At 66.5% G+C, this 15506-nt stretch carries 14 protein-coding genes and 2 pseudogenes; 9 read left to right on the top strand and 7 right to left on the bottom strand.

Going from position 1 to position 15506, the window contains the following annotated elements; translation table 11 throughout:
- Positions 1 to 53: 53 nt before the first annotated feature.
- The 6 genes and pseudogenes from AB4850_RS06615 to AB4850_RS06590 all read left to right on the top strand — a co-directional run bounded on the left by AB4850_RS06615 (position 54) and on the right by AB4850_RS06590 (position 4875).
- Entirely contained in the window at positions 54 to 506 is a 453-nt protein-coding gene (locus AB4850_RS06615; RefSeq protein WP_414441805.1) for a MarR family winged helix-turn-helix transcriptional regulator, read from the top strand.
- Positions 507 to 543: 37 nt separating this feature from the next.
- Entirely contained in the window at positions 544 to 1116 is a 573-nt protein-coding gene (locus tag AB4850_RS06610; protein ID WP_414441804.1) for a cysteine hydrolase, read from the top strand.
- The gene (locus tag AB4850_RS06605; RefSeq protein ID WP_414441803.1) at positions 1109 to 1432 is read left to right on the top strand and encodes a hypothetical protein; all 324 of its coding nucleotides are present in this window, start codon (positions 1109 to 1111) and stop codon (positions 1430 to 1432) included. The genes AB4850_RS06610 and AB4850_RS06605 overlap by 8 nt, the downstream gene beginning before the upstream one ends.
- Before the next feature lie 537 nt (positions 1433 to 1969).
- On the top strand, positions 1970 to 3553 hold the full coding sequence (locus tag AB4850_RS06600; protein ID WP_414441802.1) for a methyl-accepting chemotaxis protein: 1584 nt from the start codon (positions 1970 to 1972) through the stop codon (positions 3551 to 3553).
- A 517-nt stretch (positions 3554 to 4070) separates the two neighbouring features.
- Positions 4071 to 4205, top strand: a pseudogene (locus AB4850_RS06595) (DUF4148 domain-containing protein); the annotation flags it as partial.
- Between the two features lie 352 nt (positions 4206 to 4557).
- Positions 4558 to 4875, top strand: coding sequence for a DUF4148 domain-containing protein (locus AB4850_RS06590; RefSeq protein ID WP_414441801.1), 318 nt, complete (start codon positions 4558 to 4560; stop codon positions 4873 to 4875).
- Positions 4876 to 4977: 102 nt separating this feature from the next.
- Here the strand turns inward: AB4850_RS06590 and AB4850_RS06585 are convergent, their stop codons facing one another.
- A complete protein-coding gene (locus tag AB4850_RS06585) occupies positions 4978 to 5772 on the bottom strand; it encodes an ROK family protein (protein WP_414441800.1) in 795 nt (264 codons plus the stop codon).
- 78 nt (positions 5773 to 5850) lie between these two features.
- The gene (gene zwf, locus AB4850_RS06580) at positions 5851 to 7542 is read right to left on the bottom strand and encodes a glucose-6-phosphate dehydrogenase (RefSeq protein ID WP_414441799.1); all 1692 of its coding nucleotides are present in this window, start codon (positions 7540 to 7542) and stop codon (positions 5851 to 5853) included.
- Between the two features lie 370 nt (positions 7543 to 7912).
- Between zwf and AB4850_RS06575 the strand changes: the two genes are divergently transcribed.
- Positions 7913 to 9307, top strand: a complete 1395-nt coding sequence (locus tag AB4850_RS06575; protein ID WP_414441798.1) for an MFS transporter — start codon at positions 7913 to 7915, stop codon at positions 9305 to 9307.
- A 249-nt stretch (positions 9308 to 9556) separates the two neighbouring features.
- On the opposite strand, the gene AB4850_RS06570 is transcribed toward AB4850_RS06575, so the two are convergent.
- Complete coding sequence (locus tag AB4850_RS06570; protein WP_414441797.1) at positions 9557 to 9763, bottom strand: hypothetical protein; 207 nt, start codon at positions 9761 to 9763, stop codon at positions 9557 to 9559.
- 139 nt (positions 9764 to 9902) lie between these two features.
- On the opposite strand from AB4850_RS06570, the gene AB4850_RS06565 reads away from it, so the two are divergent.
- Both AB4850_RS06565 and AB4850_RS06560 read left to right on the top strand, forming a co-directional pair.
- Complete coding sequence (locus AB4850_RS06565; RefSeq protein ID WP_414441796.1) at positions 9903 to 10805, top strand: LysR family transcriptional regulator; 903 nt, start codon at positions 9903 to 9905, stop codon at positions 10803 to 10805.
- A gap of 3 nt (positions 10806 to 10808) precedes the next feature.
- A pseudogene (locus AB4850_RS06560) lies at positions 10809 to 10931 on the top strand (IS3 family transposase); the annotation flags it as partial.
- Between the two features lie 58 nt (positions 10932 to 10989).
- On the opposite strand, the gene dctA reads toward AB4850_RS06560, so the two are convergent.
- From dctA to AB4850_RS06540, 4 genes are all read right to left on the bottom strand, one after another.
- A complete protein-coding gene (gene dctA / locus AB4850_RS06555; protein ID WP_414441795.1) occupies positions 10990 to 12348 on the bottom strand; it encodes a C4-dicarboxylate transporter DctA in 1359 nt (452 codons plus the stop codon).
- 128 nt (positions 12349 to 12476) lie between these two features.
- Positions 12477 to 13145: a 3-isopropylmalate dehydratase small subunit gene (leuD, locus tag AB4850_RS06550; protein WP_414441794.1), complete on the bottom strand. Its 669-nt coding sequence runs from the start codon at positions 13143 to 13145 to the stop codon at positions 12477 to 12479.
- Position 13146: 1 nt separating this feature from the next.
- Entirely contained in the window at positions 13147 to 14553 is a 1407-nt protein-coding gene (gene leuC / locus AB4850_RS06545; protein ID WP_414441793.1) for a 3-isopropylmalate dehydratase large subunit, read from the bottom strand.
- Between the two features lie 58 nt (positions 14554 to 14611).
- A complete protein-coding gene (locus tag AB4850_RS06540) occupies positions 14612 to 15496 on the bottom strand; it encodes an alpha/beta fold hydrolase (RefSeq protein WP_414441792.1) in 885 nt (294 codons plus the stop codon).
- Between the last annotated feature and the right edge of the window lie 10 nt (positions 15497 to 15506).

Below are 15506 nucleotides of genomic sequence, written 5' to 3'. Positions count from 1 at the left end.
AAAAATAGTAAGTTAACTTGGCAGTTTTCTTTTCATCTGGCACAGTGCCGCTCATGAAAGATCACGCCTCCCTCCCGCCCCCGGATCAAGCCGACGCGCTCGCCACCTCGCTTCGCACCGTCATTTCCAAGCTGAAGCGCGCCATGCGCGCGCAAGCCGGTCGCGGCGATCTGAGCACCACGCAGGCGCTCGTGCTTCTGCGTCTGGAGCGCGAGGGCTCGGGATCGGTGTCGGAACTGGCTCGGGCCGAAGGCATTCGCACGCAGTCGATGGGCACCGCGATCGCACCGCTCGAAACGATGGGGTTCATCGCCGGCGCGCCTGATCCGGCCGACGGGCGCCGAACCATTCTGCGGCTGACGCAGGCCGGTCGGTCGTGGATCGAGCGCGCGCGCAGCGCCCGGCAGGACTGGCTGTCGAAAACCCTCCGTGCACGCCTGTCCCCGGCCGAACAGGCGCAACTGACGAGCGCCGTGGCGTTGCTCGAGCGCCTGGTGGACGAGTAAGCGCTCGTCAATAGCGCCAATACCGTAAAGGAAGGCCATGCCCATTTCGACGCTGGACCCCAACACCGCCCTGATCGTGGTCGATCTTCAGCGCGGCATCGTCGGCTCGGCGTCCATCGAGTCGATCGCCCCGATCATCGAACGATCGCGCGCCTTGCTCGATGCGTTCCGCCGGCATGGCTTGCCGGTCGTGCTGGTCAATGTCGATGGCGCCGCGCCGGGGCGCACCGAGCGGCCTCGCCGCACCGAAGCGCTGCCGCCCGGCTGGGCCGAACTGATTCCCGAACTCGATCGACAAGCCGGCGACGTGCTGGTGACCAAACGCACCTGGGGCGCGTTCAGCGGCACGGACCTCGATCGCCAACTGAAAACGCGCGGCGTGACGCAGGTCGTGATCGTGGGTGTGGCGACCGGCACGGGTGTGGAGTCGACCGCGCGCCAGGCGTATGAGCTTGGCTATCACGTGACGCTCGCGGTCGATGCGATGACCGACGGCAAGCCGCAAGCGCACGACACCAGCCTGAATCACGTATTTCCCCGCCTGGGCGAAACCGGCACGACGCAGCACGTGCTCGACCTTCTCGACGCAAGAGGTATCCGACATGCATGAGTTTCACTTCGTAGCGTGGTTCTTCGGTGGTGTTTTTCTCGCCAACGCCGTGCCGCATTTCGTCAGCGGCGTGCGCGGCGAGCCGTTTCAAAGCCCGTTCGCCAAGCCTCGGGGGCGTGGGTTGTCGTCGTCCACGGTGAACGTGGTGTGGGGGTTCTTCAATCTGGTGGCCGGCTATGCGCTGGTTTGCCATGTCGGGCAATTCGAGCTTCGGAATACGGCCGACGCGGCCACGCTCGGTTTGGGCATGCTGGCGATCGGGCTGTTTGCGGCCCGGCACTTCGGGCAGTTTCATGGCGGGCGGGATACTCGATAAGCTTGGGAAAGCCGCGCCGCCATATTCGAATAAAGGCGCGCGGCACCTCGCCGTGACTCGATGCGAAAGTTTTAGAAATTCCTTTAAAAAATATCAATAAAAATAACGCCGGCAATTCTCGATTTCGCTTTCGCAAAAGGCCAACTTCGGGACGCACCCATATCGCGCGCCCCGGCACGAATCGCGACCTCAAGGCCGCCGACAACCCCAAACCGACGCCCCCTTCTTCATACCATTGCCACAAAAAAATCAGCCGAACTTACCGATTTTTCGCCTGCGCCTCACGGCAAATCACCCCATTCTTACCTTCACATTCACACCATTCCTCAGCGGAAATTGTCATATCCCGCGAGTTCACAATCTTTAACGATACGCAAACCTTTGCGTCGCGATTTCGCCCAATAGGCACCTGTGCTCGTGCCGAACGCTGCCGATAACCTTGCCATGGACAAGGCGATCCGTTGGCGAACTGTCAGTTCGCCGAACCATCGCATTCGTCATCGGCTTTTCATCGCGGCACAAGGAGCGGAGCACTCTATGACTTTCAAGAATTTATCGGCGAAATCCTCGCTCCTGATTACATTCGGAACCCTGACCGTTATCGTGCTGGTCGTATCGGGCGTCTCGCTGAAAGCGCTCGGCGATTCGAACGATCGCTTCTACAGCTTCGTGAAAGGCATCAACGCGCGCGCCGACAAGGCCCGCGAAGTGCGCAACGCCGTGGACGACCGTGCGATGGCCGTGCGTAACCTGGTGCTGGTCAGCGCGCCGGCCGACGTCGAGATCGAGAAAGCGGCCGTGACCGAGGCCGAGAAGCACGTGGAAACAGCGCTCGCCCAATTCAACGAGATGGTGGCCAATGCCTCCGACATGACCGACCAGTCGCGCAACAACGCAGCGGAAATCTCGCGCATCGAGGAGCAATACCGGCCCGTCGCGCTCGACATCGACCGCCTCGCGCTGGCCGGCCAACGCGACGCCGCCATCGACGAGATCGCCACCAAGTGCCGCCCGCTGCTCAACGCGCTGATCAAGGCGACCAACGCCTACCAAAGCGCCGCGCATGCGCGCGAGGCCGAACTCGTTCGGGATGCAGAAGACCACTTCGCCATGCAGCGCAACCTGCTGATCGCGATCTGCCTGGCCTCGATCGTGCTGGCCACGCTCGCCGGCCTGATGATCACGCGCCGCCTGATGCGCTCGCTCGGCGCGGAGCCGACCGACCTGGCCGAAGTCACGCACCGCGTGGCGGCCGGCGACCTGAGCCCGGTGCCGGGCGGCGACACCGCGCCGGCCGGCAGCGTGCTGGCCTCGATGAGCGAGATGCAGCGCAGCCTCGTCACGCTGCTGAGCGGCGTGCGCAGCGCCGCCGACAACATCGCCACCGGCTCCGGCCAGATCGCGGCAGGCAATACGGATTTGTCGTCGCGCACCGAGCAGCAGGCGGCCTCGCTGCAGGAAACGGCGTCGAGCATGGAGCAACTGACGGCCACCGTGAAGCAGAACGCCGACAGCGCGCGCCAGGCCAACATGCTGTCGGCCAACGCGTCGGACGTGGCGACCAAGGGCAGCGCCGTGGTGGGCCGCGTGGTCGTGACGATGGGCGAGATCAGCACCAACTCCACGAAGATCGCCGACATCACCGGCATGATCGAGGGCATCGCGTTCCAGACCAACATCCTCGCGCTGAACGCGGCCGTGGAAGCCGCGCGCGCCGGCGATCAGGGCCGCGGCTTCGCGGTGGTCGCCAACGAAGTGCGCAGCCTCGCGCAACGCTCGTCGAGCGCGGCCAAGGAGATCAAGGATCTGATCAGCACCTCGGTCCAGCAGATCGGCGACGCCGCCAGGCTCGCCAACGAGGCCGGCGCCACCATGTCGGACGTGACGCAGGCGGTGGGCCACGTCACCGATATCGTCGGCGAGATCGCCGCCGCCTCCGAGGAACAGAGCCGCGGCATCGAGCAGGTCAATCAGGCGATCACGCAGATGGATCAGGTCACGCAGCAGAACGCCGCGCTGGTCGAGGAAGCGGCCGCGGCCTCGACGGCGCTGGAAGATCAGGGCCGCCAGCTCAATGCGAGCATCGCGCAGTTCCGGATGGAATCGGCGTTGGCTTACTGAGCAACCGGGGAAGACAGCCCAACGCGCGAAACGTCATATCGATCATCGACACGAGCAGATGTGCGGCAAAATGTGGCATTAAGCGCAATCCGGGCGACAGCCTGTTACATTGCGTCGGTCCGCCGGCATCCTCGCGCCGGACACGGCGTCCGCCACACGTTGCGTGCGCCGCCCACTTCGTTGATTTCAGAAGGAAGTCGATATGCGTATCACCCGCAAGCTGTCTCTTGCCGCGTTGACGTTGTCCTTGTCGCTGGGTCTGTCCGGCCTCGCGCTCGCCCAAACGCCCGCCGCCGATCCCGCAGCCGCCGCGCCGGCTGCCGCCAGCACGCTGACGCCTGTCCAGTCGTTCAAGGCGGCCCACGCACAGCGCAAGGCCGAGCGCCAAGCCGCCCTCGCGCAGCGCAAGGCCGATCTGAAGGCAGCCCACGACAAGAAGGTCGCCGATCTGAAGGCAACCAACGACAAGAAAATCGCTGATCTGAAAGCAACCCACGACAAGAAAATCACCGATCTGAAGGCGGCTCACGACAAGAAAATCGCCGAGCTGAAGAAACTGGAAGCGACCGGCTACCAGCCGGCGGCGAAAGATCCGAACTATCCGCAAGATCTGCAGAACGCCGAGAAGAAAGCCGCCACCTCGGGGCAGTAAGCCGCACCGGCAGGCACGCCGCGAGCGTGCCCATGCCCATGCCTCTCGCAGCAGCCGGCCGCATGCAGTTCGATGCGGCCGGTTTTTATTGGCCGCCAGCCCAAAGCGGGCATCGCGCCATTCCGGATGGAATCGGCCCTGACGTACCGAGCAGACCGAAAAGTCCACGCAACGCGCGAAACGTCATATCGATAGCTGACCGAAGCAAATGTGAGGCAAAACGCGGCGTTAAGTGCAACGCTCGCGACACCCTGCTACATTGCGTCAGTCCGCCCGCATTCCCGCGAGCAGGCACGGCGCCCGCCACACGTTGCGGGCACCGCTCACTTCGTTGATTCAGGAGAAAGTCGATATGCGTACTTCCCGCAAGCTGTCTCTTGCCGCGCTGACGTTGTCCCTGTCGCTGGGCCTGTCCGGTCTCGCACTCGCCCAAACGCCCCCGGCCGATCCCGGTGCCGCCGCGCCGGATGCCGCCAGCGCGCCGACCAAGGCCCAGAAGCGCAAGGCCGCCCGCGCCCAGCACAAGGCCGAGCGCAAGGCGGCCCGCGCCAAGAACTCCGCCGAACTGAAGAAACTGGAAGCGAACGGCTACAAGCCGGCGGCGAACGATCCGAACTATCCGCAGGATCTGCAGAACGCCGAGAAGAAAGCCGCTACCTCGGGGCAGTAAGCCGCACCGGCCGGCGCGCCGCGAGCGCGCCCGTGCCTCTCGCAGCAGCCGGCCGCATGCAGTTCGATGCGGCCGGTTTCCTTTTTGGGCGCCGGTAGCGCCTCAATCCACCTCGGGCCGCCGGCGCGCCTCGCGCATCGAGAGCGGATGCCAGAGCCGCGCCCCGCCCTCGATGCCGTTCTCGTTCGACACGGTCGCCACGTTCGGCGGCAGCTTGAACGTGAGGCGCTCGGCATTGCCGCCGCCGATCCACAGCCGGTCGTAGTGCACCAGCGATTCGAGAATGCCGAGCACCTTCTCGACGCGCGTGTTCCAGCGCTTGGTGCCCGCCGAGCGGCGCGCGGCGTCGCCGATATATTCGTCGTACGTATATTTCTTGCTGACCGGGTGATGCGCGAGCTCGAGATGCGGCATCAGCTCGCCGTCGCGGAACAGCGCGGTGCCGGCCCCGGTGCCGAGCGTCAGCACGAATTCGAGGCCATGCCCCTCGATCGCGGCGAAGCCCTGCATTTCCGCGTCGTTGATCATGCGGACCTCCGGGATGCCGAGGCGCTGGCCGAGCATCTCGGCCAGCGGCACGTCGTTCCAGCCCTTCGGGCCGATGTTCGGCGCGGTCAGCACATGGTTCTCGCGCACGAAACCGGGAAAGCCGATCGACATGCGCGAGGCCGGATGTTGCGCGAGCAACGGCTTGACCAGTTCGTGCAGCGTCTCGACCATCAGCTTCGGCGGGCACGGATGCGGCGTGCTCACGCGCACGCGCTCGGTGCGCATCGTGCCGTCCGCATCGACGATCGCGGCCTTCAAGCCGCTGCCGCCGATGTCGATCGCCAGGATCGCCTCGCTGTGCTCGTGCGTGGCGTGGGGCTTGGTGCTCGGCTTCTTGCTGGGTTTCATGGTGCTTGTCTCGTGTTGTCGGTTCGTGTTGTCGGCAGCAGCGGCGGACTGCGCCGCCGGCCGGATCGTTCGCGTTCCTCAGGATTTTCCGCCGCGCGCCGGAGCGTCGGGTGCATCGGGGGCATCGGGCGCCTTGGCGTGCCCCGCGCTTCCGGCCGCGGCCGGCTCCGCCTCGACGAGCGGGCGCCAGGCCCGGCCGTCGCGCGCCAGCAGCGCATCGGCCTCGGCCGGCCCTTCGCTGCCGGCCGGGTAATCGTGCACCGGGATCGCCTCGCCGCCTTCGGGATGCAGCACGCCCTCGACCGCCGCCCAGGTGTCCTCGATGGCGTCGGCGCGCTGGAACAGCGTCTCGTCGCCGAGCAGGCAGTCGTACAGCAGCGTTTCGTAACCCACGTTGGCACGCTGCGGAAAGAACGCATCGTAGTCGAACGACGAGCGCACCGGCCCCACCTGCATGGCCGGCCCCGGCGTCTTGACGTTGAAATCGAAGCTCGTGCCGTGCGACGGGTCGATGCGCAGCGTCAGCACGTTCGGTGTGAGCGCATCGATCGGCGTGTCGCGGAACAGCCGGAACGGCACCGGCTTGAGCTGCACCGAGATTTCGGTGCGCCGCTCGGCCAGCCGCTTCCCGGTGCGCAGGTAGAACGGCACGCCGGCCCAGCGCCAGTTGTCGATCTGCACGCGCGCGGCCGCGTAGGTTTCGGTGCGGCTGTCCTTCGCGACGTCCGGCTCGTCGCGATAGGCCACGCCGCCGGGGCCGGCCGCGTACTGGCCGAACACCACGTCGGCGGGCGCGAGCGGCTTCAGCGCCTCGAAAATATCGGCCTTCTTGTCGCGCACGGCCTCGGCCTCGAACGAGTTCGGCGGCTCCATCGCCACCATGCCGAGCAACTGGAACAGGTGGTTCGGCACCATGTCGCGAAACGCGCCGGTCTGCTCGTAGAAGTTGCCGCGCCGCTCCACGCCGATCACCTCCGACGCCGTGATCTGCACGCTGTCGATGTACTCGCGTCGCCAGATCGGCTCGAACAGCGCGTTGGCGAAGCGCACGGCCATGATGCTCTGCACGGTTTCCTTGCCGAGAAAATGGTCGATCCGGTAGATCTGCGATTCCTTCGCCACGTCCAGCAAGTGCTGGTTCAGGTCGCGCGCCGAGGCCAGATCGCTGCCGAACGGCTTTTCGATGACGATCCGGCGGAACGGCCCGTTCGCGCCGCCGCGCTCCTCGAGCAAGCCCGCCTTGCCGAGCTGCTCGACGATCGGCTTGAAGAAGCGCCCGCTCACGGCGAGGTAGAACACCACGTTGCCCTGCTTATCGCCGAGCTGCTTGGCGAGCCGCTGGTAGGCGGCCGCGTCCTCGAAATCGCCGGCCATGTACTGCAGGCGCTGCGCGACCCAGTTCCAGGCGGTGTCGTCGAGCTTGCCGGCGTGGAAGGTGCTGGCCTTGTCGGCCGCGAGCTTGACGAGCGCGTCGTGCAGGTCGTCGCGCCAGGCCGCGGTTTCGCGCTCGCCGTGATTGACGCCGAGGATCTTGGTGCCGTCGTCGAGCAGGCCATCCACCGCGAGGTTGTAGAGCGCGGGCATCAGCAGGCGGCTGGTCAGGTCGCCGCCGGCGCCGAAGATCACCAGCGTGCATGGCGGCGCGCGATGCTTGCCGGCCGGCGATGCGGCCTCGCGATGCGCGGGGGCCGGCACCTTCGACGCGGCGGGTTGATATGCATGGTCTGCATGGTCGGCTTGGGCAGGGGAAGCGGAACGGGAATCGTCCATCGGCGGGTTCTCCTTCGAGCGGGATGAATGAAGGCCGGGTAGCAAATGCAATGCCCGGAAGGATGGCGGCGGCGGGCGATTTTCGACGGCCGCCGCGTGATGCGTGGCTGGCGACGCCGCAGACAAGCGGGCGCTGTCGCACGCTCGGCGTCCGTGCCACGCGTGTCTGCGCGCACACGTCTCGCCTGCGTGTCGCCTGTGTCTGCCTGTGTTTCCGACGCATCGCCAACCGATCAACCATTACAGCCGATTTCCCGCGCGCGCGTATCGGCCGCCGCCATCGTCCCGGCTCCTCGCCTGCTCGCGCAGCACCCCGCAATCGCGCACCGTCTCGTATACTCGGCGCTCCTGCCGACTTCCCCCGCGCTCCATGTCCCTCGACCGCCGCACCGCCACCGCGCTCCTCGTTGCCGCCGTGTTCTTCATGGAAAACCTCGACGCCACCGTGATCGCCACCGCGCTGCCCACCATGGCCCGCGAGTTCGGCACCGCCGCCACGCACCTGTCGATCGGCGTGTCGGCCTACCTGGTGGCGCTGACGGTGTTCATCCCGATCAGCGGCTGGATGGCGGACCGCTACGGCGCGCGGCGCGTGTTCGCGTCGGCGATCGTGGTGTTCACGCTGTCGTCGCTGCTGTGCGCGGCCAGCACCAACCTGCTCGCGTTCACGGCCGCGCGCACGCTGCAGGGCCTCGGCGGCGCGATGATGGTGCCGGTGGGCCGGCTGGTGGTGTTGCGCGACACGCCGAAGGACCAGATCGTGCGCGCCATCGCGATCCTGACCTGGCCCGCGCTGGTCGCGCCGGTGCTCGGGCCGCCGGTGGGCGGCTGGATCGCGATGCACTGGAGCTGGCCGTGGATCTTCCTGCTGAACCTGCCGATCGGTGCGGTGGCGCTGGCCGCCGCGCTCGTGCTGGTGCGCAACGGCGACCCGAAGCGCGCGCCGTTCGACCTGCCCGGCTTCATCCTGACGGGCCTCGGCTTCCTGCTGTTCATGGCCGGGCTGGAAGCGGCCAGCCGCGCCGATCTCCCGCGCGTGCTCGCGCTCGCGATGCTGGCGGCCGGCGTGGCGCTGCTGATCGTGTCGGCGCGCTATCTGGCGCGCGCCAGACATCCGCTGTTCGCGCTCGCGCCGCTGTCGATCGCGACGTTCCGCGTCACGGCGCTCGGCGGCTCGCTGTTTCGGACTGCGATCGGCACCGCGCCGTTCCTGCTGCCGCTGATGTTCCAGTTGGCGTTCGGCTATAGCGCCGTGGAGGCCGGCACGCTGCTGCTGTGGCTGTTCGCCGGCAATCTCGCGATGAAGCCGGCCACCACGCGCATCATGCATGCGTTCGGCTTTCGCCCGGTGCTGATCGGCAACGGCGCGCTGATCGTGCTCGGCTTCGCGGCCTGCGCGACGCTGACCGCCAGCACCCCGCACTGGCTCGTCTGCCTGCTGCTGTTCGTCACCGGCATGACGCGCTCGATGCAATTCACGGCGATGAACACGATCGGCTTCGCCGACGTGCCGCAGCCGCAGATGCGCGATGCCACCACGCTGTTCTCGGTGCTTCAGCAAATGAACGCGGGGATGGGGATCGCGGTGGGCGCGCTGGCGCTGTCGGTGGCGGGCGTGCTGCACGGCACGCCGCAGGGCACGCCGGGCGTGGCCGATTTCCATCTGGCGTTCGTGCTGATCGCCGCGATGGCCGCGGTGGCGATCGTCGACAGTGTGATGCTGCCGCGTGATGCGGGGGAGCAGGTGTTGGCGCGGGGGCGGTGACGTTGGAGGACGTGGGAGTATGTGCGGCTGGCGCCACGGTCTTGCTCGCCTGCAAGCCGGATCGCGCCCTCGGCGTGCTACTGCGCCCTGGCCAGTTCGCGGCGAGAAGACGATCTCAGCCTTGATCTTCTCTTGAACAGACAGCTTGCCATGCGCAAATAACAGACCGGCAGTATCTGGAATTTCCCGGGCAGTCCTGGATATGCGCTGCCCGTTAATTCATGCAGCGGCGGATCATTTTTACAAACGTCACCTTTCATCCATCACTGGCGGAATCCGATCGATATCAGTGCGCCACCGCTCGAAAGAGGTATCACGTGCAATCAAGCTCAGGCCAGGTTCCACGGTGCCGTGACGCGGCGCTTGACCTCCCGAGTCGCCGCCATATTCCTTGAAGCCATCGTTATGTCCAAATTTCATTATGAAAATAATTTTGGCGAAAAATAAAATTTTCATGATTTAAAAATCACCTCACACCCAACCATCAAAAACTACCCGGCCATCAAAATTGCGCTTCACGACCCAACGATACTTGCAACACCAATGTGATGCCTAGGTGTATATTGGCGCACCTACTGTCAAGAGAAACTGGACAATGCGGATAGATGGACTTGGGGAATTGGAGGCCCTCTTGGCCGTGGCTCGCCATGCCAGCTTCAGCGGCGCGGCAAGCGAGCTGGGTGTCTCGCGATCTGCGGTTAGTCAGACAATTGCATCGATGGAAGCAAAACTGGGCGTCCTGCTGTTTCACCGTTCGACGAGAAGTGTGTCCCTTACGGATGCGGGGCGTAATTTTGCCAATGCCATAGCGCCGGCTTTGAAGCTGATCGAGGACGCATCGAATCAAGTCAGTGCGCAAAGCGACACGCTGGCAGGGACACTTCGCATTAATGGGTCTGCCAGCGGACTGCATCAGGCAATGCCCATGTTCTTCGATTTCATGGCCAAGTACCCCGAGATCCATTTGAAATTGACGGGAGAGGACCGTCTCATAGACATCGTGCAAGAAAAATTCGACCTTGGCATTCGATCAAGCAGCATAATCAGCAAAGACCTCATCTACGTACCATTTGGCAATCCTCAACGATATGTCGTCGTGGGCAGCCGCTCATACTTCGAGCGGCACCCTATCCCAACACGGCCCGAAGATTTACTTTCACACAACTGCGTCCGATTTCTTAACACCTCGGGCAGATTTCTCTCGTGGGATTTCGAAAAAGGGAAAGAAAAATATAAGCTCGATCCGAGCGGCAACCTGACCGTCAACTCCAGCTTTTTAGCAAGGGACGCCGTCATCAAAGGCGTCGCATTGGCTTATTGCAGCGAAGTATTCGTGGCCGAGGATATCCGGCGCGGCACGATGCTGAGCGTATTGGACACCTGGATTCCCAAAGGCGAGAGGCTGGGGCTGTATTTCGCGAATCGGCGCCATCTCCCACGTAACTTCAAAGCTTTGGTGGAGTTCGCGAAAACTTGGCAGCCACAGCGCGTGGCATAGCGTGACCGCGCGAAGTTCGGCGGGCGTCGGCCGCACGCGCCGGTGGAACGCGAAGGCAGGCACGCCAATCACGCGCGCGTCTATCGACTGCACCGTGAGGCCGGACCGGCTGTGCGGCGCCGTCGCCCCTCCAGCAAAACACACGCGAAGGCCGCGCCGAAACCCGGCCCTCGCCCGCACCGCCTCAGCGCTGCTGCCCCGCCATCTCGCCACGATCGACCGCCGTCGCCGCCTCCCCCGCCTCGCCTTCGTTGTCCTGAACAACCGGCCGCCACTCGCCGCTCAACACCGCCCGCATCCGTTTGCGATCGAGCGCGCCCTCCCAGGCGCACACCACGATCGTCGCCACGCCGTTGCCGACCAGGTTGGTCAGCGAACGGCATTCGGCCATGAAGCGATCGATGCCGAGCACCAGCACCATCGCGGCCACCGGCACGGTGGGCACCACCGACAAACTCGCCGCCAGCGTCACGAAACCCGCGCCCACCACCGCCGCCGAGCCCTTCGAGGTCAGCATCGTGACCGCCAGCAGCGTCAGTTGCTGGGTCAGCGAGAGCGGCGTGTTGGTGGCCTGCGCGAGGAACAGCACGGTGAGCGTCATGTAGATACTGGTGCCGTCCAGGTTGAACGAATAGCCGGTGGGCACCACCAACCCCACCACGCCGCGCTGGCAGCCGAGCTGTTCGAGCTTGAGCATCAGTTGCGGCAGCGCGCTTTCGGACGTGGAGGTGCCGAGCACGATCAGCAGCTCCTCGCGGATGAACACCAGGAAGCGCACGATGCTGAAGCCCGCCAGCCGCGCCACCGCGCCGAGCACGACGAACACGAACAGCAGCGCGGTCAGGTAGAAGCAGCCGACCAGCTTCATCATCGGCAGCAGCGAGCCCACCCCGAACTTGCCGACCGTAAACGCGATCGCGCCGAACGCCCCGATCGGCGCGACGCGCGCGATGAAGCCGACGATGCGGAACATCATGGCCGCCACGCCGTCGACGAAATCGACCACCGGCCGCACCCGCTCGCCGAGCACCGACAGCGCCGAGCCGCACAGCAGCGCGAGCAGCAGCACCGGCAGGATGTCCTCGTGCGTGAACGCACCCACGAACGTCTCGGGCACCACGTGCATCAGGAAGCCGGTCAGCCCCTCGCCGTGCGCGGCGCGCGACACGTAGCCCGACACCGCCGACGCGTCGAGCGAGGCGATCGACACGTTGAAGCCCGCGCCCGGCTGCAGCAGGTGCCCCATCAGCAGCCCGAAGCCGAGCGCCACCGTGGAGATCGCCTCGAAATACAGCAGCGCCTTGCCGCCGGCGCGGCCCACGGCCTTCAGGTCGCGCATGCTGGCGATGCCGGCCACCACCGCGCAGAACACCACCGGCGCGATCACCATGCGGATCAGGCGCACGAACAGATCGCCGAGCGGCTTCAGCGCCACCGCCGTGGACGGCGCGAAATGGCCGAACGCGACGCCGAGCGCGATCGCCACCAGCACTTGAAAGTAGAGATGCCGCCAGAGCGGAACGGATTGGATGCGAGTCGCCATGTCTCCTCCGGAAAGAAAGGGGCGTGCGTCGTCCCCGCCGCCCTGTTGTCGGGCGGTCGGAGCGATGCGGGGTGCGGGAAAAAGTCGGCCGGGAGCGGCCGGGGTGCGGGCGGCCAGGCCGCCCGTGTTCAGGTAACCGAAATAACCGGCGCTGCCGAAGCCGCCGAAGCCGCCGTGCCCGGCGCGTCGATCAGCGCCCACGGATGGGCGGCGCGATGCCGTTGCTCGAACGCGTCGATCGCGTCGGCCATCAGAAGCGTCAGGTCGATGGTGTCGACGCCATCGATCACCATGCGCTTGTGGCGCGCGCCGATCGGAAACGAATACACCGCGCCGCCGGGCGTGGCCACCGCCTGCGCTTCCAGGTCGATCTTCAGGATGCCTTGCGGATGCGCCTGCGCCTCGGCCGTCAACGCATCGACCACCTCGCGCGGCAACGCCATCAGCAGCAGCCGGTTGTTCATCGCGTTCGAGTAGAAGATCTCGGCGAAGCTCGGCGCGATCACGGCCGTGATGCCGTATTGCATCAGGCCCCAGACCGCGTGTTCGCGGCTCGATCCGCAGCCGAAGTTCGCGCCGCCGATCAGGATCGACGCGCCGGCGTGGCGCGGGTCGTTCAGCACCGCGCCGTCGCGCGGGCGGCCCTGCGCATCGACGCGCAGGTCGTACAGCAGCCCTTGCGCGAGGCCCGCCTTGTCGATGCCGCGCAGGAACTGCTTCGGCATGATCTGGTCGGTGTCGAGGTTGTCGATCGGCAGCGGCAGCGCGCGGCCTTCGAGATGGGTCAGCAGGCTCATGTCAGTGCTCCAGCGTGCGGATGTCGGTCAGGCGGCCGGTCAGCGCGGCGGCGGCGGCCATCGCGGGGCTCATCAGGTGAGTGCGCCCGCCGCGCCCCTGCCGCCCCTCGAAATTGCGGTTGGTGGTGGAGGCGCAGCGCTCGCCGGCCTCGAGGAAATCGTCGTTCATCGCGAGGCACATCGAGCAGCCCGGCTCGCGCCATTCGAAGCCGGCCTCGGTCAGCACGCGCGCGATGCCCTCGGCCTCGGCCTGGCGGCGCACCCGGCCCGAGCCGGGCACCACCATCGCGCGCACGCCCTCGGCCACGCGCCGGCCGCGCACGATCGCGGCCACCGTGCGCAAATCCTCGATGCGACCGTTGGTGCACGAGCCGATGAACACGCGGTTGACCGGCGTGCCGGCGATCGGCGCGCCGGCCTGCAAGCCGATGTAGTCGAGCGCGCGGCGGGTGGATTCGGCCTCGGCCGGGGTGGCCTGATCCTCGGCGGCCGGCACGGCGGCGTCGATCGCGATCGCCTGGTCGGGGCTGGTGCCCCAGGTCACGAACGGCGCGACCTGGCTGGCGTCGAAGCGGTGCTCGGCGTCGAAGCGCGCGCCCGCGTCGCTCGCCAGCCCGGCCCAATCGGCGCAGGCGGCGGCCCATTGCGCGTCGTCGAACGCCACATGCCGGCGCACGTAGTCGAGCGTGGTCGCGTCGGGCGCGATCAGCGCGGCGCGCGCGCCGGCCTCCACCGTCATGTTGCAGAGCGTCATGCGCGCCTCGGCCGTGAGGCCTTCGAGCGTGCTGCCGGCGAATTCGACGGCATAGCCGCGCGCGCCCTGCGCGCCGATCTTCGCGATCAGCCAGATCACGAGATCCTTGGCCGTGGTGCCGTACGGCAGCGCGCCGTCGATCGTGATCCGCATGGTCTGCGCCAGGCGGTAGACCAGCGTTTGCGTGGCCAGCACGTGCTCGACTTCCGAGGTGCCGATGCCGAAGCCGAGCGCACCGAGCGCGCCGTAGGTGGTGGTGTGGCTGTCGCCGCACAGGATCACCATGCCGGGCCGCACGAAGCCGTGCTCGGGCGCGACCACGTGCTCGATGCCCTGATCGGGATCGTCGGTGCCGAACAGGCGGATGCCGGCCCGCTCGCAGTTGCGCGCGAGGTTGCTGGCCTGGGTGGCCGAGGCCACGTCGATGATCCGGCGCGGCCGTTCGGCGTGGGTCGGGATGATGTGACTGACCACCGCCACCTGCTGGCCGGGCCGGCGCACCGCGCGGCCCTTCTCGTCCAGCCCGGCGAACGCCTGCGGGCTGGTGTATTCGTTCATCAGGTGCAGGTCGGCGTAGAGCAGCACGTTGTCCGCATCGAGCGGCGCGACGGTGTGCGAATCGACGAGCTTCTGGTACAGCGTCCGGATAGCCATCTCGGTTCCTCTCGTATCGTGGGTGAATATTCAGGGGTACGGAACGTATGGGTCAGCCTCAGCCCGCGCCGCGCAGGAACGGCAGCGCCGCGTCGAGCAGCGCGTCCGGCGCTTCCTCGGGGATGTAGTGGCCGCACGGCAGCGCGTGGCCGGTCACCGCGTCGGACCAGCGCCGCCATTCGGCGAGCGGATCGAAGCACTGGCCGATCACGCCGTCGGCGCCCCACAGGGCCAGCATCGGGCAGGCCAGCTTGCGGCCCGCGGCCAGATCGGCGCGGTCGTGATCGAGATCGATCGTGATCGATGCGCGGTAGTCCTCGCAGATGCCGTGCGCGGTGGCCGGATCGGACAGGCAACGCAGGTATTCCGCATAGGCCTCGGGCGCGAACGGCTTGAGCCCCGCGCTGCGCGCGCCGATGGTCTGCTTCAGGTACAGGTCCGGATCGGCGCGGATCAGCGTTTCGGGGAACGGCGCGGGCCGCACCAGGAAGAACCAGTGCCAATAAGCGCGCGCGAACGCGAACGAGGTCTGCTCGTACATCGCCAGCGTGGGCGCGATGTCGAGCGTGACGAGCCGGCGCACCGCGTCCGGATGATCGAGCGCCATGCGCACGGCCACCCGCGCGCCACGATCGTGGGCCAGCACGTCGAAACGCTCGAAGCCGAGCGCGCGCATCAGGTCCACCTGATCCTGCGCCATGCGGCGCTTCGCGTAGTTGGCGTGATCGGGCAGCCCGGCCGGCTTGCCGCTGTCGCCGTAACCGCGCAGGTCGGCCGCGATCACGGTGAACTCTCGCGCCAGCACCGGCGCGACGCGGTGCCAGATCGCGCGGGTTTGCGGATGGCCGTGCAGCAGCAACAGCGCCGGGCCGTGGCCGCCGCGCAGCGCCTGGATCTGAATGCCATCGGTCTCGACCTGGACCGGGGTGAAGTCGTCGAACATGGTTCCTCCT

This window comes from Burkholderia sp. 22PA0106, from assembly GCF_047497155.1.
Lineage (GTDB): Bacteria > Pseudomonadota > Gammaproteobacteria > Burkholderiales > Burkholderiaceae > Burkholderia.
The sequence above is the reverse complement of the archived record's forward strand: the minus strand, read 5'-3'. Positions and strand labels throughout refer to the sequence as shown.

Coding starts and splice junctions, on each gene's coding strand:
- zwf (WP_414441799.1), bottom strand. CDS start 7,542: ATGGACGATTCCCGTTCCGCTTCCCCTGCCCAAGCCGACCATGCAGAC.
- AB4850_RS06590 (WP_414441801.1), top strand. CDS start 4,558: ATGCGTACTTCCCGCAAGCTGTCTCTTGCCGCGCTGACGTTGTCCCTG.
- leuD (WP_414441794.1), bottom strand. CDS start 13,145: ATGAGCCTGCTGACCCATCTCGAAGGCCGCGCGCTGCCGCTGCCGATC.
- AB4850_RS06575 (WP_414441798.1), top strand. CDS start 7,913: ATGTCCCTCGACCGCCGCACCGCCACCGCGCTCCTCGTTGCCGCCGTG.
- AB4850_RS06600 (WP_414441802.1), top strand. CDS start 1,970: ATGACTTTCAAGAATTTATCGGCGAAATCCTCGCTCCTGATTACATTC.
- AB4850_RS06540 (WP_414441792.1), bottom strand. CDS start 15,496: ATGTTCGACGACTTCACCCCGGTCCAGGTCGAGACCGATGGCATTCAG.
- AB4850_RS06605 (WP_414441803.1), top strand. CDS start 1,109: ATGCATGAGTTTCACTTCGTAGCGTGGTTCTTCGGTGGTGTTTTTCTC.
- dctA (WP_414441795.1), bottom strand. CDS start 12,348: ATGGCGACTCGCATCCAATCCGTTCCGCTCTGGCGGCATCTCTACTTT.
- AB4850_RS06585 (WP_414441800.1), bottom strand. CDS start 5,772: ATGAAACCCAGCAAGAAGCCGAGCACCAAGCCCCACGCCACGCACGAG.
- leuC (WP_414441793.1), bottom strand. CDS start 14,553: ATGGCTATCCGGACGCTGTACCAGAAGCTCGTCGATTCGCACACCGTC.
- AB4850_RS06615 (WP_414441805.1), top strand. CDS start 54: ATGAAAGATCACGCCTCCCTCCCGCCCCCGGATCAAGCCGACGCGCTC.
- AB4850_RS06565 (WP_414441796.1), top strand. CDS start 9,903: ATGCGGATAGATGGACTTGGGGAATTGGAGGCCCTCTTGGCCGTGGCT.
- AB4850_RS06570 (WP_414441797.1), bottom strand. CDS start 9,763: ATGAAAATTTTATTTTTCGCCAAAATTATTTTCATAATGAAATTTGGA.
- AB4850_RS06610 (WP_414441804.1), top strand. CDS start 544: ATGCCCATTTCGACGCTGGACCCCAACACCGCCCTGATCGTGGTCGAT.